Consider the following 18,915-nt stretch of genomic DNA (forward strand, 5'->3'; position numbering starts at 1 on the left):
AGCCGAGCCGAGAAACGAGGAGATCGTGGCGACCGAGCAACTCCCCCGCTGGATCCTGCACGTGGAGTCGAGTCCGGTGAACCGGGATCCGGAGACATTAGCCGAGTTCAACCGCTGGTACGACGAGGTGCACGTCCCGGAGATGGTCGCGTTCGAGGGCTATCTCTCGGGCCGGCGGCTTGAGCCGGTCGGCGACGACGGCCCGTACATCGCGCAGTACGTGATCGAGGGCGATCCGGAGGTGATCCTCGATCGGGTGAAGGCCGCCTCGGCCGCCGGTGAGCTGAAGATGTCCGAGACCCTGCAGATGAATCCGACCCCGAAGATGCGGCTCATGCGGGTCTCGTTCGAACACGAGAAGCCGAGGAGGACAGTGCCATGAATCTCGACGACATGATTCTGGTCAGTGTCGACGACCACGTCATAGAGCCGCCGGACATGTTCGTCGGCCGGCTTCCGAAGAAGTACGAGGACGACGCGCCCCAGCTGGTGCACCGCGACGACGGGACCGACGTCTGGAAGTTCCGTGACACGGTGATCCCGAACGCCGCGCTCAACGCGATCGCCGGCCGGCCCAAGGAGGAGTACGGCCTCGAGCCGCAGGGCCTCGACGAAATCCGCCCCGGCTGCTACGACGTGCACGAACGAGTGAAGGACATGAACGCTGGCGGCCTGCTGGCCCAGATGAACTTCCCGTCGTTCCCGGGCTTCGCCGGCCGGCTGTTCGTCACCGAGGACGTCGACTTCTCGCTGGCGCTGGTGCGGGCCTACAACGACTGGCACGTCGAGGACTGGTGCGCCGCCTATCCGGGCCGGTTCATCCCGATGACGATCCCGGTGATCTGGGACGCCCAGCTGTGCGCGGCCGAGGTCCGCCGCAACGCCGCGCGCGGCGTCCACTCGCTGACGTTCAGCGAGAACCCCGCCGTCATGGGCATGCCGAGCTTTCACGACGAGTTCTGGAACCCGCTGTGGGAGGCGCTGTGCGACACGAACACGGTGCTGTCGATCCACATCGGCTCGTCCGGGCGGATCGCCGTGCCGGCGGTCGACTCACCGCCCGACGTCATGATTACTCTGCAGCCGATGAACATCGTCTCGGCCGCGGCGGACCTTCTGTGGTCCCGGGTCCTCAAGGACTTTCCGGGGCTGCGGATCGCACTGTCCGAGGGCGGCACCGGCTGGATCCCGTACTTCCTGGAGCGGGCCGACAGGACGTTCGAGACCCACGCCACCTGGACCATGCAGGACTTCGGCGGCAAGAAGCCGTCGGAGGTCTTCCGTGAGCATTTCCTGACCTGCTTCATCGCCGACTCGCTGGGGGTCGGGCTGCGGCACGAGATCGGCATCGACAACATCGCCTGGGAGTGCGACTACCCGCACAGCGACTCGGCCTGGCCGACCGCCCCCGAGGGGCTGTGGGCCGATTTCCAGAAGTGGAACGTCCCGGCCGAAGAGATCAACAGGATGACGTACGAGAACGCGATGCGCTGGTACTCGTTCGACCCGTTCGCGCATATCAGGAAGGAGGACGCGACCGTCGGCGCGCTGCGCCGGGCGGCCGAGGGGCACGACATCAGCGTCCAGCCGCGCAGCCATCAGATCATCCAGCCGCAGGACAAGCTCGAGCAGTTCCGCCAGCGCGCCCGCGCCGCCGTCGCCGGAACCACCACGGGCCGGTAGACCCGGTCGGAGCGGGTAAGCCCAGTCCGGACCGGTCAGCGAGGGATGCGGTGGGTCGGGCCGTTGCCGATGGTCGCCTTCGGCCCATCGGCAACGGCCAGCGAGACCGCGCGTGAACGCCCGACGAGGGAGCGAGAGAGGATAAGGCGCCCGTGAGGGGATGGCAGCTCGTGGAGTTCGGCAAGCCACTGGCACTGGTCGAGAAGGCGGATCCCGAGCCCGGCCCGGATGAGGTCGTCCTCGACGTGAGGGGATCCGGGCTCTGCCACTCCGACGTCATGGAGATCGAAAGCCACGGCGCCGACTGGCTGCTCGGGACGATCATCGGTCACGAGCTGGCCGGTGTCGTCAGCGCTGTGGGCTCCGACGTGGGCGACTGGAAGGTCGGCGATCGGGCCTCGGTCTGCCCGACGAACACCAGCCGGTGCCCGGGCTTCCACTACGACGGCGGCTTCGCCACGAAGCAGGTGTCGCCAGCGGACGACCTCGTCGCGATCCCGGACGAGGTCGGCTGGGCCCACGGCGCCATGATGACCGACGCCGGCATGACGTCGTACCACGCTCTCATGCGTCGCGGTGAGGCGAAGGCCGGTATGAAGGTCGGAGTGATCGGTCTGGGGGGCCTCGGCCAGATAGCCGCCCGGATCGCCGTCCTGAACGGCATGGACGTCCATGTCGCGGAACCGAAGCGGGATGTCTGGCCGCTTGCCGAGCGGCTCGGGGTCACCCAGCTCGTCACCGATGTCGCCCAGTGGGAGGACCAGGACTTCGATCTCGTCGTCGACTATGCCGGCTTCGGCTCGACGACGGCCGGCGCGCTGCGGGCGGTCCGCTTCGACGGAACCGTCGTCCAGGTCGGCCTCGGCGTCAGCGAGGCACTGATCCCGCTGGGCGTGATGGTCGGCCGCAAGGCGCGGCTGATCGCCTCGCGGGGCGGCACCAAGGCCGACATCGCCGAGCTCTACACGTACGTCGCCTCCGGCGACCTCGACCCCACCCTCACCGAGATCACCTTCGACGACATCCCCCAGGGGCTCGCCGACCTGGCTGCCAACAGAGTCACCGGCCGCCTGGTCGCCCTCATCTGAGGCCGGCACCGGCGGGTGCGGGGGCCGCCACCATCGGGCGCGGCGAAATCAGGCGGTTAGGCTGCGGGACGCCCTGATTGTCCGTCGCGTGAGGAGCCCGGATGCTGGCGGCGCTCGTCGCTTCCGACCCAGCTGTCGTCGGGCGGTACCGGCTCGAGGCACGGCTCGGCTCCGGCGGCATGGGGACCGTCTACCTGGGGCGCGACGCGGGCGGGCGAACCGCGGCGGTCAAGGTGATCCGGCCCGACCTGGTCAGCGACGCCGAGCTCCGCGAGCGGTTCCGGCGCGAGGTCACCGCCGTCCGCCGGCTGCGCGGCCCGTTCGTCGCCGAGTTCCTGGATGCCGACGTCGATGCCGCGTCCCCGTGGCTGGCGATGGAGTACGTCCCGGGGGTGAGCCTCGCCGCCGAGATCGGCGCCCATGGCAGCCTGGCGGAGGCCCGGCTCGTCGCCATCGGCAGCGGCCTGGCGGCCGCCCTGCTCTCGGCCCATTCCGCCGGCCTGGTGCATCGTGACCTCAAACCGTCGAACATCCTGCTTGGCCCGACCGGACCCAAGATCATCGATTTCGGCATCGCGCGGGCGCTCGACGGCACCGCCCACACCGGCACCGGTGCGGTTCTCGGCACCGTCGCCTGGATGGCTCCCGAGCAGCTGCTGGGCGAGCGGGCCGGGCCCGCGGCGGACATCTTCGCCTGGGCCATGTGCCTGGTCTACGCGGCACGCGGCCGGCATCCGTTCCCCGCCGAGGCACCCGCCGCGACGGCCATCAGGATGCTGCGGGACTCCCCCGACCTGACGGGTGTGCCGACTCGTCTCCTCGGGCTGCTCACCCGCGCGCTCGACAAGGATCCGTCCCGCCGGCCCAGCGCGGACGAGGCACTCACCGCGATCCTCGGCGCCGAGATCACCAGCCTCGCGGCGGCGGAGGACCTCACCCAGCACACCGTGGACCGGCTCTGGTCGCCGGCCACATCCGCGCTGCTCCGCACATCGCCGCTGCCCGGCCCACCACCGCAGCCGCCCGCGCCCGTACGGACGTCCTCGCCCATGCCGCCGCGCTGGTCCGCCGATGGCGTCCCGGCGATGGCGCGCACCGGTGTGGAGGCCGCTGACCCAGCCGCCGGACCGCTGGACCCGACCCAGGTCGATCCCGGTCAGCCGGCCGGCCGGCGCCGAGCCCGCCGGCCCGCCATCACCGCCGGGGCCGCCCTGGCCGCGGTACTCGTCGCCGGCGCGATCGCCGCCGGCACGATCGCCGCGAACCGCGACGGCGCGGACCAGCAGGCGGAGAGTGCCGCCCTCAGCCCGCCACAGCCCGGGACGGCCACCCCACCGACAGCGACGACGTCCGACGCGGCCGCGTCGCCGGCAGGTACCGAGACCGCGATCGCTCCGGCGGAGTCCCCCGGATCGGCCACCGCGACGGACCAGGCCGGCGCGGCACCGACCGCCACCACGGTTCCATCGCCCGACCCCGCTCCCACCGCGGCTCCGGCCCCGGCGACGGTCGCCCTCGTCCGCTACTACAACGGCGCGGATCACACCGTGCTGACCGGGCCCGCCCCAGCCGGCTACTGGGCCGAGAGCACGCTCGGATCCATCTACCAGTCCGGTGACGTGCCTGGCACCTACCCGCTCTACGCCTGCCTGATCGGCAGTGACTCGTTCACCTCGGGCAGCGCGAACTGCGAGGGACAGCAGGTCGTCGGCGTCCTCGGCTGGGTCCTCAACGCCCAGCCGGCGACCCCGGCCACGAGGGTGATCATCCGCTGCCGGACGTCCGCCGGCGAGCACTTCGTCTCCCCGGACGCCGCCTGCGAAGGCCAGACCGTCGAGGGCGCGCAGGGCTACGTCCTCACCGGCTGACCCGGCCCGGCATGAACCCGGGCTTCGCGACGGTCGCCGCGGGTGACGGCCGCCAGGTTCGGTAAACCGGGGACCGGAGGCGGCGAGGTCCCCAGCATGGGCTGTGTGGACAAACAGGCGGAACCGGCACCGCGACCGAGGCCGGAACCGGCGGCGGCCCGGTCGGGCGGGGCGTCGCCGGGGATCGTCGCGCCGTACCTGTTCGGCCCGGACGACCTGGTGGCGCCGCGGCTGGACACCGGGGTCCGCCGGACTCTGGACGACTACTACCGCTGGCGTGATCGCAACCCGGACCGGGTCGCCGAACATGTGAACGCCTGCACCCGTGAGCTGGAACGCGTCGCCGACCGCCACCGCCGCCACCACCACCTCGCCCGCGCACCGCAGGCACTGGTGCCGGAATGGTGGTCGACGCGGCCGTCCGCGCGCCGGCGCGCCGACGGACGGGAGCGGCTGACCCACGAGGTGAACTACTTCGCCGTCTACAACCTCGCCGAGGTGCCCTCCCCCGAGGTCATGGCGCGCATCGTCAACGGGACGCAGGTCCGCCTGCCCAGCGCGCGCCGCATCGTCGCGGACATCGACGAGCGGCATGGAGTTCACGGCGTGGCCCGGTCACTCGTGCGCCACCTGCCCGAGCTCGACCGGGTCCCGGAGGTCGACTGGCTCACCGAACGGCTGAACCGGCTGCACCACGCGCTGCCCGAGGATGTCGTCGCGGCCGGGGCGATGGGCAAGGTGGTGCGGACGCTCGCCGGGGTGCTGGCCATCGGCGCCTACGACACCCTGGACGCGGACCAGCCCGTCCGCGTCGCCCACCTGACCCGGCTGCTGGCCGCCGGCTACGCCTACGGTGCGGCGTACGCGATCGTCGACGACTCGTTCCACGACGTGCCGCACGACCGGCTCCCATCGCCCGACCGCGAGCGCTACCACCAGTTGCTGACCCATGCCCTGGCCACCGGGGAGGACGTCGACAGCGCCACCCTGCCCGACCATCCGCTCGCTGAGGAACTGTGCGGCCTCTACGACCTGATGCGTACGCACTATCCCTTCGACCGACACCGGAATCTCTACCGGGCCGCCCAGGCCATGTATCTGGCCCAGGACCGCGACGCCGCCCGCACGGCGGACGACGTCCGGGCCCAGGGGATACGCGTCCTGTATCCGGACATCTTCATCAAGGCTGGCATGAGCCGGATCGTGGCGAACATTCTGGGCCGCCGCGAGCTGCCGGACGGTTTCTACACCCGGGCCCTGCTCCTGAAGTTCCTCAGCCAGTTCAGCGACGACCTGCGGGACGTCGAACAGGACACGGCGGCCGGCCGGCTGACCCCGTTCACCGCGCCGCCGGAGGTGACCGACACCGATCCGCTGTACGACCTGTTCGCCTACCGGGCCTATGTCGCCGCCGAGGTGTTCCAGGACGACCCGGCGGTCTGCGACGCGCTCGAGCATTTCGGCGCAGGCAAGTTCGCCGAGCATTTCGCCGCCGATCCGGCTCGAGCCGCCCGGCTCCTGCGCCGCTATGACGTCAGCGCCGAGATCGCCCGGTTCCTGCGCACCGCGACCGGGCTGCGGGCCTGCGCCGTGCGTGCGCTGGAGACGAGCGACACCCGGTTGCGGCTGCGCAGCGAGCAGATCCTGAGCCGGCGGGATCCCGGCGCTGTCGATGTCCGCACCTTCACCGCCGACCGGCTGGGCCACATCAACCACATCGTGCACAGCGCCAACCAGCCCGCCGAGGCGCCGGCCCACGACCTGGACGCCATCCGGGCCTACGCACTCGGCGGGCACGCCAAGCGGCTGCGCCCTGTGCTCACCCTCATGCTGGCGGAGGGGCTGCGGGTGCCGACCCGCGCCATCGAGCCTCTCCTGGCGGCGTCGGAGCTGTTCCACACCGCCAGCCTCCTGCTCGACGATCTGCCCGCCCAGGACGACGCGACGACCCGGCGCGGACGGCCCACCGCGCACCGGGTCTTCGACGAGGGCAGCGTGCAGCTCGCCGCCGTGTCGATGATCTCCTCGGGGTTCGGTCAGCTCGCCCGCCTGCACGAGCACTTCCCGCCGGTGCGGGTCGTCGAGGTCGTCGCCTACGCCGGCTCCACCCTCGGCCCCGAGCGCCTGTGCCGCGGCCAGAACCTGGATCTGCATCTCGCCCGCCGGGCCGACGACGGCCCGGTCACCGGCGCGGACATCCTGGAGATGTACCGGCTGAAGAGCTCGACGTCGATCGAGGCGGCGCTGGTCCCGCTGATGATGCTCCTGGGCCGGCCGGATCGGGAGATCAGCCTGGTCGAGCGGTACGCCCGTCACGCCGGCATCGTCTTCCAGATCCGCGACGACCTGCTCGACCTCACCGCCACCGACGACCTGCTCGGCAAGGACACCGGCCACGACACCGGCAAGGTCAACGCGGTGCGCGCCTTCGGCCGGGCGGAGGCGGAACGGCTCGTGCACCACCACCTCGCCGAGGCCGTCGGGGCCTGCGCCGACCTGCGGTTCGACACCCGCCTGCTCGAGGCCATGGCCCACCACTTCGCCACCCGCCGCCGCTGACGGTCCGGCACCGTCGCGCCGCACCGGCAACACAGCTCAAGAGAGACAAAAGGGGCGCCGAGCCGTTTGACAACCACCGAGAGTGGAGGATTTCGGCTGTCGGAACAACCGAAATCCTCAACTCTTGCTCTGCGGCAACCAAAGTCCGAGGCAGCAGACCCACCAGGCTCAGAAGCTGGCGACCGCCTCTTTCTCGTCGTCGTGGATTTCGAACACGCTCATCAGCTTTGTGATGACCAGAAGATTATTGGCCCGCTGGGAGAGGTTGAGCAGTTTGAGGTTCCCACCGCGCTTCTGGGCCGTGGTGTACGAGCTGACGAGCCCGCCGACACCGGCGCTGTCGATCGTGGTCACGCTGGCGCAGTTGAGCAGGAGATTGCGGGTGCCGTTTTCCATCTCGTCGTTGACGGCCTCACGAAGCTCGATGTCCCCCTCCCCGACAGTGATCGTTCCGGACAGGTCGAGGATCGTGACGCCGTTCTGCTGGCGACGGTTGATCTTCATGGGTATCGGGGCTGCCCTTCCGGTAGATGTTTCACCAGGACGACGTCGCATCCCGGCGGATCGGCGCGGCGAATGACATCCAGGGCATCGACGCCGTGGGCGATGAGGATCAGCCCCCGACCCGAAGGCGTGAGGTTCACCTCGCGATCGCTCGCCACGCGAGGGGTGAAACCCGGGCCCTGGTCGCTGACAGTCACAGTGATCTGGCGTTCGGCGCGGTCGAGGAGCAGACGAACCGGCAGGTCCGGATCGAGGCGATTCCCGTGGATCACCGCGTTGACCACGGCCTCGCGCACCGCCAGCGCCAGCCACTCGCAGTCGTCGGCAGCCAGGCCGGACTCCACCGCGAGCCGGCACACCCATCGTTCGGCGACGTCAGCACTGGCCAGGACGGACGGCAGCCGCAGCGCATCGCGCTCCCCGCCCAGCACCGCACCCGCCGCCGGCCATCCCACGGGCGCGAGACTAGTAACCGATGCGCCACCGCGCATGACGACCGGCATCCAACGTGATCACTCGAAGTCCGGGACCACCCTATCCCACCATGTCGCTCGATGTCCCTCCATATTGACCGCGGTCGAAATCGAGATGACCGAGGCTCGATTTAATTGTGAGACTTTCCGGATGCCCACGTCCCACTTTTCTTCCCGATGGGACGCGCCACCGCCCGTTCGCACCGAAGAAGACATGGGGCAAGCTCCGCCATGCACGCAAGAATTCAGGCACCAACGGGTAGCTGGCATTGACGAGGAAATTTCGGCGGTAATAGCTTCCATGCCGGGCACGGAGATGACGAAACGGGACATCCCCGGCCGTTGGCATGGTCGTTCGGCCCACTCGCCATTGCGCTCCGGGCACGACTCGCGGCCATCAAACAGCCTTCGACCATCAGACGGCAGGCGTGAGAAGGAGACAGTGAGCATGCGCATGAGGTCACGAAAGGCCGCCATCGTCGTGGCGGCCCTCGGATTAGCCGTGGCGGGTACCGGACTGGCAGGTACCGGACTCGCAGCCCCCGGTGCCGGCGCCACGTCGGTCTCCGCTGCCCCCACCGGCACCTGCGGGGCCGAGCAGTGGGTGGCCAGCTGGGCCGCCAGCCCCACCGACGCCTCGTCGTTCGTCGACCCGTCCCTCGGGATCATTCCCGAGCGGCTGACCAGGCAGACCCTGCGGACGGTGATCACACCGCACCTGAGCGGGTCATCGGCGCGGATCCACCTGAGCAACCGGTTCGGCACCAGCCCGTTGACCTTCGCCCACGTGACGGCCGCGCGGCAGCGCAGCGGCGCCGCGATCGGGACTCCGGTGGAGGTCACGTTCGGTGGCTCGGCCTCCGTGACCGTGCCCGCCGGCCAGGAGATCGTCAGTGACCCGGTCGCGTTGGCGGTCGAGACGTTCGCGCCGCTGACGATCAGCATGTACCTGCCGGCCACCACCAGCCCGCCGAACCGGCACTGGAACGCGAACGCGACCTCCTACTACACGAGGGCCGGCGTCGGTGACCTCACCACCCAGACCAGCGACTCGCGTTTCACCGAGAAGACGCTGAGCTGGTTCTACGTCAGTGGGCTCGACGTGCAGGCCAGCGCCCGGTCGGTCGTGGCGTTCGGTGACTCCATCACGGACGGCTTCGTCGGCGGAAGCCCGGTGAGCATTCCGGCGGACAAGAGCGTGGCCGACAAGAACGGCCGTTACCCCGACTATCTGCAGCGCCGGGTGAACGCGGCCGGCCTGGCCGTCTCCGTCGTCAACGCCGGAATCGGCTCCAACCAGCTCCTCGGCACCCTGATCTCCTTCGCCGGGCCCAGCGGCCTGTCCCGTTTCCAGGCGGACGCGCTGGACATTCCCGGTGTCGCCGGAGTCCTGGTCCTGGAGGGCATCAACGACCTCGGGCTCGGCAACGGTGTCACCCCACAGCAGATCACGGACGCCTACACCGAGCTGATCACAAAGGCGCACGCCGCCGGCCTCAAGATCTGGCTGGGCACGATCACGCCCGCGGCCAACGCCATCGTCGACGGCACGTTCCTCGCGCCGAACAGCGAGAACTACCGGCAGCAGATCAACACCTGGGTCCGGACCCAGACCCTGGCGGACGGCGTGGTCGACTTCGACGCCGCCGTGCGCGACCCGGCGAAGCCGTCCCAGCTGCTGCCCGCCTACGCCTCGCCGGACAACCTGCACCCGAGCCTGGCCGGCTACCAGAAGATGGCGGAAGCCGTCTCGCTCGACCTGCTCGCCACGACCACCTGCTGATCTGGCACGCGCCCTGGCCCGGCACGTGACCTGACGCCCTGGCCTGGCCTGCCTCGGATCCACCGAGGCAGGCCAGGGCTACCAGGACTACGGAAGGCGCCAGTCGACGGGCTGCGCGCCCTGCCGGAGCAGCAGGTCGTTGGCCCGGCTGAACGGCCGGGACCCGAAGAAGCCACGGTCCGCCGAGCGGGGCGACGGGTGCGTGGACTCGATCACCGCCGCACCGTCCAGGAACGGCCGCAGGCTACGTGCGTCCTGGCCCCACAGGATCGCGACCAGCGGCTTGCCCCGCCCGGCCAGCGCCCGGATCGCCTGCTCGGTGACCTGCTCCCAGCCCTTGCCCCGGTGCGAGCCGGGCTGGCGCGGCGCGGTCGTCAGCGCCCTGTTCAGCAGCAGGACGCCCTGACTCGTCCAGGGCGTCAGGTCGCCGCCCGCGGGCCTGGGCAGATCGAGATCCGCGCTCAGCTCCTGGAAGATGTTCTGCAGGCTGCCGGGGAGCCTGCGCACCTCGGGGGACACCGCGAAGCTGTAGCCGATGGCCATCCCCGGTGTCGGGTAGGGATCCTGGCCGACGATCAGCACCCGCACCTCGTCGAACGGCTGCTGGAAGGCCCGCAGCACATGTGGTCCGGCCGGCAGGTAGGTGCGGCCCGCGGCGATCTCGGCGCGTAGGAAGTCACCCATGGCCGCGATCTGGTCGGCCACCGGTTCGAGGGCCTGGGCCCAGCCTGGCTCGACAAGTTCCTGCAGTGGTTGCGCCGACATGGCTGATCAGCCTACGTCGCACCGCCTCCCGTCACGGGACCGGGCGGGGCGGACCGGGCGGGGCGGACCGGGCCGGGCCGGACCGGGCCGGACCGGCATCCGCGAGTAGGGAAATCCCTACTCTCACGACGGCGGCAGGCGGGATGGCGTCCTGGTGAGCGTTTTCCCTACGGTGAGCACATGGTCAGGAAGCTGCTCTCGCCGTGGCGAACGGTGCGTACGTGGTACGGCGTCGTGCACGGCGTGCTCGACCTGTTCATCGGCACGGTCTCGTTCGTCCTTGTGGTCACGCTTCTGGCGGTCTCCGCCTCGCTGTTGATCATTTTTCCGGTAGCGCTGCCGTTCGCCTGGTTGCTGTTCGTCAGCGCCAACATCATCGGGACACTGGAGCGGTCGCGGGCCTCCGCCCTGCTCGACATACACCTACCGTCACCGCACGCGCCGTTCACCAGTCGTAACTGGTTGAGTCGCCTCGGTCAGCGGTCCAGGTCCGGCAGCCGCTGGCGCGAGATCGCCTACTGCCTGTTGCTGATGCCAGTCGGAGTGATCAGGTTCGCGGTGCTGACCACGGTGTGGAGCGGATCCTTCGCGCTGTTGATCCTGCCGCTCTACCTCGGTGCGCTGCCGGGTGACAGCGCCGAGTTCGGCCTGTTCGAGCTGTCCGGCGTCAGTGGTGCGCTCGCCGGCAGCATCACCGGGGCCGTCGGGCTGATCGTCGCCGCGCCCTGGGCAACCGTCGCCCTCACGACGGCCAGTGGTCTGATCGTTCGCGCGCTCCTCGGTCCCTCGCCCGAAACCGAGCTGCGCGAGCAGGTCACGCGGCTCGAGGCCAGCCGCACCTCGGCCGAGGCCGGGCGGTCCGCCGCGGTTGACAGCGCCGAGGCCGAACGGCGACGCATCGAGCGTGACCTGCACGACGGGGCGCAGCAACGGCTCGTCGCGCTGGCGATGGACCTCGGCATGGTCCGGGAGAAGTTCGACCGGGACCCCGAACGCGCCCGCCAGCTCGTCACCAACGCACACCAGGAAGCCAAGGCCGCGCTGGCCGAGCTGCGTGATCTCGTCCGGGGCTTCCACCCGGCGATCCTCGAGGACCGCGGCCTCGACGCGGCACTGTCCGCGGTGGTGGCGCGCTGCCCGATCCCCGTTCAACTCGACATCACGGTCGACCCCCGACCACCTTCCACCGTCGAGAGCGCGGCGTACTTCATCGTCGCCGAAGCGCTCACCAACGTCACGAAACACTCGCAGGCCTCGGCGGCGAAGGTTTCCATAGCCCGGCGCGGCGACCTGCTCGTGATCGACATCAGCGACAACGGCCGCGGTGGCGCCACCCTGGCCGGGGGAACCGGCCTGCAGGGCCTCGACGAACGGGTGCGCGGGCTCGGCGGATGGATGCAGGTGCTGAGCCCGCCAGGCGGGCCGACCTCGGTTCTCGTCGAGCTGCCATGCGGATCGTGATCGCCGAGGACTCGGTGCTGCTGCGCGCCGGTCTCATCCGGCTGCTGGCAGACTCCGGCGAAGACGTGATCGCGGCGGTGGGGGACGCCGCGCAGCTGGTCGAGGCGGTCGAGCGGCACGCCCCCGATCTGGCCATCGTCGACGTGCGCATGCCGCCGACGTTCGCCGACGAAGGGGTTCGCGCCGCGATCGAGGTCCGTCGCCGCTGGCCCGGCGTGGGCATCCTCGTCCTGTCGCAGTATGTCGAGGAGCGCTACGCCACCGACCTGCTCACGGGCGACAACGGGAAGCTCGGCTACCTCCTGAAGGATCGGGTGGCCGATGTGGGCGACTTCGTCGAAGCGGTGCGGCGGGTCGGTGACGGCGACACGGTCCTCGACCCCGAGGTCGTCGCGCAGCTCCTGGCGCGCAGCCGCCGCCGCGATCCGCTCGACCGGCTCACCGCCCGCGAGCGCGAGGTACTGCAGCTCATGGCCGAGGGCCGCACCAACAGCGCCATCGCTCATCACCTCGTCGTCAGCGACGGTGCGGTCGAGAAGCACGTTCGCGGCATCTTCGCGAAGCTCGACCTCGCACCCACCGACCACGACCATCGCCGTGTGCTCGCCGTACTCCAGTGGCTGGGGGCCCCGTGATCACAGAAACACGACCAGGGCCGGCGCCGCGGCCTCCGCATCGCTCCGGTGCACGCGCGGCCTGGATCGCGTTCGGCAGCGTCGTCGCCGTCACGACGCTCGTCTACGGCGCCGTCTCGTACATGCAGCTGTGGGCCTTCGACCGCTCGAGCACGCGTGGCGTGTTCACTCAGGATGTCCGCTCGCTCGACGTGCACAACGGCGCGGGAAGCACGCGCATCGTGGCAACCGACGCCGACGAGATCGTGGTCGAGGCGAAGGTCACCTACGGCCTGCGGAAGCCGACGAACGAGTCGTGGGTCGACGGTGAGAAGCTCGTGGTCCAGGCCTCGTGTCGCCCTTTCCTCAGCCAGTGGTGCGGCGTCGACTACACGATCCGGGTGCCCGCCGACGTCGCGGTCCACGTCCGCGGCTCGGGTGGTGGGGTACGTGTCGAGGGGATCGACAGCGCGATCGACGTGTCGTCGTCCGGTGGCGGGGTGCGGGTCGACGACGTGGGCGGGCCGTTGCGCCTACGCTCCAGTGGCGGCGGGATCACCGGCCAGCGCCTGCGCTCCGAGATGGTCGACGTGTCGTCGAGCGGCGGCGGTGTGCGCCTCACCTTCGCCTCGGCCCCGAGCGACGCGGTGGTGCGGTCGTCGGGCGGCGGGGTCACCGTGGTGGTGCCCGACACCGGCGAGCCGTACAACATCCGCGCCTCGTCGAGCGGTGGATCGGTGCGCACCAGCCAGGTTCGCCATGATCCGTCCAGCCCGAGCCGGATCGATGTCGGTTCGAGCGGTGGCGGCGTGACCGTGCGCTACCCGGACGACGCGCGCGACTGACGCCTCGGTCGGGATGGCCGGCGACCCGAAGAAGCCTCGGGCCGCCGGCGGTCAGGCGTCCCGGCGTTCCAGCAGGGCCGCGCCGGCGAGCAGCGCGCCGGTGGCCCACAGGGCCAGGACGCCGAGGCCCGTCCAGGGGCCGATTTCGAGGTCGCCGCCGGTCGCCTGCACCGCGAGCCCGGCGCTCGCCGGGCCGATCTGGCGCAGGTGCCGTTGCCAGGCCGGGTCGGCCACCGCGGCGGTGACGATCGGCAGCACGTACAGGAGCGCGAGGACGGAGCCCACCCCGGCGGCGGAGCTGCGGACGCAGGTCACGATGCCGAGGCTCAGCAGGCCGATGAGGACCAGGTAGAGCACCGAGCCGACGGCCGGGCGCACCGCGACGGCGTCCGCGGGCAGTGCCAGCCGGGCCGCCAGGACGCAACCGGCCACCGCGATGGTCGCCGTGGCTGCCAGCACGCCGGCGACGACCACCGCCTTGGCGGCCAGCACACAGCTGCGCCGGGGAACCGCCGTCAACGTCACCGTGACCAGGCCGGTGGCGTACTCGTCGCCCATCACCAGCACCCCGAAGACCGCCACCACTGCCTGGCCGAGCAGCACCCCGGTGAGGCCCAGCTTCGGCAGGTCCGTGCCGGGCAGCGGGTCGGTGGCCGCGGCCACCGCCGCGCTGAGCGCGACCATGCTCACGACCATCGTGACGAGCAGCGCGGGCAGGCCGGGTGATGTGCACGCCTTGGTCCACTCGGCGCGCAGCGCGTACCTCATGCGTCCCGCCGGCGCAGCGCGACCGCGGCCACGGCGAGTGCCACCGCCGCCCATCCGGCGAGAACCGCCAGACCCGCCCACGGCGCGAGTGGGAAGTACCCGTCCGCCGGCGTGTAGAGGTTCGCGACCTGCGGGTACTCGGGTGCCGACTGCTGCAGCGCGAACCCCGCGGCCGGGGTGACCCGCAGCAGCCACCGCGCCGCGTCGATGGGCAGGACCGTCACGGCGAGCAGGTACGGCAGCACGACGAGGACCACCGCCGCCGTGATGGCCGTGACTCCGCGCCGCAGCAGCGTGCCGAGGCCGAGCGCCAGGACCGCGGCGAGGGCGAGCAGCGCGGCGGTGCCGGCCACGACGCGCAGCTCCGTCAGCGTCGGCACCGGGTGGACGTACACGCCGTTGCCCCGCAGCACCCGCTGTCCGAGGGTGACGACGGCCGCGGCGGCGGCGAGGCCCGTGACGAACATGGCCCCGCTGACGACAGCCGCCTTCGCGGCCAGCACCCGCCCACGGCCGGGACTGGCCAGGAACGTCGTCCGCAGCAGCCCGCGGCGGTACTCGGCGGTGACGAAGACGCAGCCCACGACAACCGCCACGATCAGCCCGACGAACGTGCCGACCAGGGTCTGGCTGATCGACACGCCGAGCCCTGCCGCACCCGCGACGGCGGGGGCGATGTCGCCGGAGCCTCTCAGGCGCAGGGTGTCGCCGTCGCGTTCGAAGCCCTCGGCGCCGCTCGTCGGCCCGTCGCCGGGGCCACCGGGGCCACCGGGGCCACCGGCACCGCCAGGGTCGCCGGCACCGCCAGGGTCGCCGGCGGCACCGATGACGTCCGGCTGCCAGGCGGTGCCGGTCCAGCCGTCCCCGGTCGAGAGGTGGTCGAAGGTTCCCGTCGCCTGGCTCGGCCCGCCCATGGCACCGGACGCCAGCCCCGCGCGCACCGCCTCGGTGTACTGCGGCGACGTGACGAACAGCCCCACCTGGGCGGTCGCCGGCAGGCCGGGCAGCCGGGCGGTGCCGATGGTGGCCCACCGGACGCCGTCGGCCGACTCGGCACCCGTGACGGTGTCCCCGGCCCGGCTCAGCCGCAGCCAGCGCGGATGGTCAGAGGTGGCGGCATCCGGCCCGCCGGCGAGGTCGTGGGTGTAGTCGTACTGCATCCGGGCGCCGTGGGCACCGGTCATCATGACCGCGGCGTAGGTCGATCCCTGGCCGGTGTCCGCCTTGACGATCAGGCCGGCCTTGGCCCACGGCGCGACCCCGTGCCTCGGCCCGTCCGCGCCGCCTCGGCCGCTGGGGCTGTCCGGGTCCCCGGCGCCGTTCCCGCTGTTCGGGTCCCCCGTGTCATCGCGGCCGTTCGGGCCGCCACCGGGGAGGATGCCGGTCATGCCGGTCACCCGGACGGTGATGCTGCCGTCCCCGGCGAGTGCCTGGTGAAGGAACGTGAAGCTGTCCGTCACCTCCTCACCACCGGGACCCAGCGGAAGCTCGCACCCGGCAGCACCGGGGCCGTGTTTTCCACACGTCCCCTCCATCCCGGGCATCACCCCGAGCGCCACGATGAGCCCGGCGGCGGCGACGGTGGCGAGCACCCAGCCACGGACGGACCGGAACTTCGTCCACTCGGCGCGCAGCGTGTTCGCGAAGCCGTTCACCGCCCCTCCCCCGCCACGGTGGCCCGGTACTCGACCGCGTCGCGGGTGAGGTTCAAGTAGGCGTCCTCCAGCGTCGCCCGGTGGGCGGTGAGCTCGGAGAACGGCACGCCGTGCCGGCCGAGCAGACCGGCGATCTCCTCGGCCGACAGACCGGTCACCACGAGGGCGTCCGCCCCGGCCGGCGTGACGGAGCCGCCGCCCGCCGCCAGGACCGCCGCCTCCAGGACCGCAGCCGCCGGGCCGCCCGCGGTCGTCCGCACCGTGACCCGGCCGTCCGACACCGCGGCCAGCAGCTCCGCGACGCCGGCGTCCGCGAACACCCTGCCGCGGCCGACGACGACCACCCGGTCGGCGATGTCCTCCAGCTCGTTCATCAGATGGCTGGAGACCAGGACCGCACGCCCGGCGTCGGCGAGTGACCGGGTGAAGCGGCGCATCCAGATGATTCCTTCGGGGTCCATGCCGTTGAACGGCTCGTCGAGCATGAGCGCGGGCGGGTCGCCGATCAGCGCGGCGGCGATGCCGAGCCGCTGCCGCATACCGAGGGAGAATCCGCCGACCCGGCGACGGGCGACGGATGTCAGCCCCGCCTCCTGGAGAACCTCGTCGACGCGGCGCGCGCCGAGCCCCTGGGAGTGGGCGAGCCACAGCAGGTGGTTGCGAGCGGTGCGGCTGGGGCCGACGGCGGAGGCGTCGAGGAGCGCGCCGACGTGCCGCAGCGGGTTGCGCAGCTCGCGGTACGGGCGCCCGCCGATGAGGGCCTCGCCGGAGTCGGCGGTGTCGAGGCCGAGGATGACCCGCATCGTGGTCGATTTGCCTGCGCCGTTGGGCCCGACGAAGCCGGTGACCTGCCCCGCCGGGACGGTGAAGGTCATCCCGTCGAGCGCGGTGAGGGCACCGAACCGTTTCCGTAGGCCGTTCACGTTGATCATAGAGGGAGTTCTAACCACCCCGCGGTGTCAGGCCGGTGCCGTCGGACGACACCGGGCTGACACCGCCCGCCTGGGATGGTGGTGCGATGCGCGTCCTGGTGGTGGAGGACTTCGAGATCCTGGCCCGTGCGGTCCAGAGCGGGCTGCGGCGTGAGGGGATGGCGGTCGACGTCGCGCCCGACGGCGACGACGCGCTGGCGCGCCTCGCGTCCACTCGGTACGACGTGGTGGTGCTCGACCGCGACCTTCCCGGTACGCACGGCGATGACGTGTGTCGGCGGATCGTCGTCACGTGCCCGGCCAGCCGGGTCCTCATGCTGACCGCGTCGAGCACGGTCCGGGACCGGGTCGACGGGCTCGGTCTGGGTGCGGACGACTACCTGACGAAGCCGTTCGACATCGCGGAGCTGGTCGCCCGGGTCCGCGCGCTGGCCCGCCGGCCGACCGCCCTGGTTCCGCCGGTGCTGGAACACGGGGATCTGACCCTCGACCCGGGCCGGCGGGTCGCGTCGCGGGCAGGGCGGCGCCTCGACCTCAGCCCCAAGGAGCTCGCGCTGCTGGAGTGCCTGCTCGCCGCGGCGGGACGTCCGGTGCCTGCCGAGGAGCTGCTGGAACGGGTGTGGGACGAGGCGGCGGACCCGTTCACGACGGCGGTGAAGACGACGGTCCGCCGGCTGCGGGCGAAACTCGGTGATCCGCCCGTGGTCCACACGGTGCGCGAGGGCGGCTACCGGATCGGCGAGCCCTGATGCCCCGGCGCCGGCGGCTGCGGACACCGTTGATACGGACACAGCGGCTGCGGACACAGCTGATGCTGCTCTACGCCGTCCCCTTCTTCGTGTCCGGGGCGACGTTGCTGACCGCGGCGCTGGTCGGGACGAGGGTGTCGGTGCCCGCGCCCGCGGCGGGTGAGCCGGCCGTGGGCGGGCCCGCGGCCCGGCCGGACACGACGACGCAGTTCCCGTTCCTCATCTGGCTGGTGATCATGATCGTGCTGGCGGTGGCCTCCATCGGGGTGGGCTGGCTGGTGTCGGCCCGGTTCCTGCGGCCCCTGCGCGCGATCACCACGGCCGCACGGGACATCTCGGCGAGCAACCTGCATCGCCGGCTGGGGCCCACCGGCCGCACCGACGAGTTCGCGGAGCTCGCCGCGACCCTCGACGACCTCTTCGCACGCCTGGAGGCCTCGTTCGCGTCACAGCGGCGCTTCGTCGCCCACGCGTCGCACGAGTTGCGCACGCCGCTGGCAGCGCAACGCACCGTGCTCCAGGTCGCCCTCGCCGACCCCGGCACGACCGTCGACTCGCTGCGCGCCACCTGCGAGGAGGTGCTGGGGCTGGGCACCGTCCAGGAGCAGCTGATCGGCTCGCTGCTCACCCTGGCCAGCGGTCAGCAGGGCGTGGAGCGGCCGGAGTCGTTCGACCTGGCCGACCTCGCCCGGCAGGTGCTCTCCCGCCGGCCGGCGATCCGGCCCGCCGAGCTGACGGTCACCGCGTCCCTGGGCTCGGCCCTGCTCTCGGGCGACCCGAGGCTCGTGGAGAGCCTGCTGGCGAACCTCGTCGACAACGCGATCCGCCACAACCGGCCGGGCGGCCTCGTCGAGGTGAGGACGTCCACCACCGCGGGCGGGGCCCGCCTGATCGTCCGCAACTCGGGGCCGGTCGTGCCGCCGACGGAGGTGGGCCGGCTCTTCGAGCCGTTCCAGCAGCTGGACGGCCGGCGGATCCGGCACGGCGACGGGCACGGCCTGGGCCTCGCGATCGTGCGGGCCGTCGCCGACGCGCACGGAGCGACCCTGGTCGCGACGGCCCGGCCGACCGGCGGGCTGGACATCGAGACCACGTTCCCCGACCGCAGGGCCGGCGACGAGGACGTCGCGCGGAACGACTAGTCGCTGTTGACCCGCCGGTTGCTGTT

At 71.6% G+C, this 18,915-nt stretch carries 17 protein-coding genes; 11 read left to right on the top strand and 6 right to left on the bottom strand.

Annotation, left to right across the window (positions count from 1 at the left end):
* Positions 1-25 precede the first annotated feature (25 nt).
* The 5 genes from ACG83_RS29065 to ACG83_RS29085 all read left to right on the top strand — a co-directional run bounded on the left by ACG83_RS29065 (position 26) and on the right by ACG83_RS29085 (position 7,198).
* The gene (locus tag ACG83_RS29065; protein ID WP_054569631.1) at positions 26-382 is read left to right on the top strand and encodes a DUF4286 family protein; all 357 of its coding nucleotides are present in this window, start codon (positions 26-28) and stop codon (positions 380-382) included.
* A complete protein-coding gene (locus tag ACG83_RS29070; RefSeq protein WP_054569428.1) occupies positions 379-1,683 on the top strand; it encodes an amidohydrolase family protein in 1,305 nt (434 codons plus the stop codon). Before ACG83_RS29065 ends, ACG83_RS29070 begins: the two co-directional genes overlap by 4 nt.
* 152 nt (positions 1,684-1,835) lie before the next feature.
* Positions 1,836-2,771 carry an alcohol dehydrogenase catalytic domain-containing protein gene (locus ACG83_RS29075; protein ID WP_054569429.1) on the top strand — a complete coding sequence of 312 codons (936 nt, stop codon included), beginning with the start codon at positions 1,836-1,838 and terminating at the stop codon, positions 2,769-2,771.
* A gap of 101 nt (positions 2,772-2,872) precedes the next feature.
* Positions 2,873-4,639, top strand: coding sequence for a serine/threonine-protein kinase (locus tag ACG83_RS29080; RefSeq protein WP_054569430.1), 1,767 nt, complete (start codon positions 2,873-2,875; stop codon positions 4,637-4,639).
* 105 nt (positions 4,640-4,744) lie between these two features.
* Positions 4,745-7,198 carry a polyprenyl synthetase family protein gene (locus tag ACG83_RS29085; RefSeq protein WP_161934804.1) on the top strand — a complete coding sequence of 818 codons (2,454 nt, stop codon included), beginning with the start codon at positions 4,745-4,747 and terminating at the stop codon, positions 7,196-7,198.
* 168 nt (positions 7,199-7,366) lie between these two features.
* On the opposite strand, the gene ACG83_RS29090 is transcribed toward ACG83_RS29085, so the two are convergent.
* Both ACG83_RS29090 and ACG83_RS29095 read right to left on the bottom strand, forming a co-directional pair.
* A complete protein-coding gene (locus ACG83_RS29090; protein WP_116437398.1) occupies positions 7,367-7,702 on the bottom strand; it encodes an STAS domain-containing protein in 336 nt (111 codons plus the stop codon).
* Positions 7,699-8,157: an ATP-binding protein gene (locus ACG83_RS29095; RefSeq protein WP_369812930.1), complete on the bottom strand. Its 459-nt coding sequence runs from the start codon at positions 8,155-8,157 to the stop codon at positions 7,699-7,701. The genes ACG83_RS29090 and ACG83_RS29095 overlap by 4 nt, the downstream gene beginning before the upstream one ends.
* 472 nt (positions 8,158-8,629) lie before the next feature.
* Between ACG83_RS29095 and ACG83_RS29100 the strand changes: the two genes are divergently transcribed.
* The gene (locus ACG83_RS29100) at positions 8,630-9,958 is read left to right on the top strand and encodes a GDSL-type esterase/lipase family protein (RefSeq protein ID WP_235498258.1); all 1,329 of its coding nucleotides are present in this window, start codon (positions 8,630-8,632) and stop codon (positions 9,956-9,958) included.
* Between the two features lie 87 nt (positions 9,959-10,045).
* Here ACG83_RS29100 and ACG83_RS29105 read toward each other — a convergent pair whose 3' ends face one another.
* A complete protein-coding gene (locus tag ACG83_RS29105; RefSeq protein WP_054569433.1) occupies positions 10,046-10,723 on the bottom strand; it encodes a uracil-DNA glycosylase in 678 nt (225 codons plus the stop codon).
* 180 nt (positions 10,724-10,903) lie between these two features.
* On the opposite strand from ACG83_RS29105, the gene ACG83_RS29110 reads away from it, so the two are divergent.
* From ACG83_RS29110 to ACG83_RS29120, 3 genes are read left to right on the top strand one after another with little or no spacing between them, the layout of a single operon-like run.
* Positions 10,904-12,184, top strand: a complete 1,281-nt coding sequence (locus ACG83_RS29110; RefSeq protein WP_054569434.1) for a sensor histidine kinase — start codon at positions 10,904-10,906, stop codon at positions 12,182-12,184.
* A complete protein-coding gene (locus ACG83_RS29115) occupies positions 12,172-12,819 on the top strand; it encodes a response regulator transcription factor (protein WP_054569435.1) in 648 nt (215 codons plus the stop codon). Before ACG83_RS29110 ends, ACG83_RS29115 begins: the two co-directional genes overlap by 13 nt.
* Positions 12,816-13,643 (top strand): hypothetical protein, encoded by an 828-nt coding sequence (locus ACG83_RS29120; RefSeq protein WP_152991546.1) that lies wholly within the window; start codon positions 12,816-12,818, stop codon positions 13,641-13,643. The genes ACG83_RS29115 and ACG83_RS29120 overlap by 4 nt, the downstream gene beginning before the upstream one ends.
* 51 nt (positions 13,644-13,694) lie before the next feature.
* Here ACG83_RS29120 and ACG83_RS29125 read toward each other — a convergent pair whose 3' ends face one another.
* The 3 genes from ACG83_RS29125 to ACG83_RS29135 are packed head-to-tail and all read right to left on the bottom strand — an operon-like array spanning position 13,695 to position 16,998.
* On the bottom strand, positions 13,695-14,411 hold the full coding sequence (locus ACG83_RS29125; protein WP_054569634.1) for an ABC transporter permease: 717 nt from the start codon (positions 14,409-14,411) through the stop codon (positions 13,695-13,697).
* Positions 14,408-16,066 carry an ABC transporter permease subunit gene (locus tag ACG83_RS29130; protein ID WP_054569437.1) on the bottom strand — a complete coding sequence of 553 codons (1,659 nt, stop codon included), beginning with the start codon at positions 16,064-16,066 and terminating at the stop codon, positions 14,408-14,410. Before ACG83_RS29130 ends, ACG83_RS29125 begins: the two co-directional genes overlap by 4 nt.
* Complete coding sequence (locus tag ACG83_RS29135; RefSeq protein ID WP_054569438.1) at positions 16,063-16,998, bottom strand: ATP-binding cassette domain-containing protein; 936 nt, start codon at positions 16,996-16,998, stop codon at positions 16,063-16,065. Before ACG83_RS29135 ends, ACG83_RS29130 begins: the two co-directional genes overlap by 4 nt.
* 86 nt (positions 16,999-17,084) lie before the next feature.
* Between ACG83_RS29135 and ACG83_RS29140 the strand changes: the two genes are divergently transcribed.
* Positions 17,085-17,747, top strand: coding sequence for a response regulator transcription factor (locus ACG83_RS29140; RefSeq protein WP_054569635.1), 663 nt, complete (start codon positions 17,085-17,087; stop codon positions 17,745-17,747).
* Positions 17,748-17,809: 62 nt separating this feature from the next.
* The gene (locus ACG83_RS29145; RefSeq protein WP_235498259.1) at positions 17,810-18,889 is read left to right on the top strand and encodes a HAMP domain-containing sensor histidine kinase; all 1,080 of its coding nucleotides are present in this window, start codon (positions 17,810-17,812) and stop codon (positions 18,887-18,889) included.
* The last annotated feature ends 26 nt before the right edge of the window (positions 18,890-18,915 follow it).

The sequence above is a fragment of the Frankia sp. R43 genome (assembly GCF_001306465.1).
GTDB lineage: Bacteria > Actinomycetota > Actinomycetes > Frankiales > Frankiaceae > Parafrankia > Parafrankia irregularis.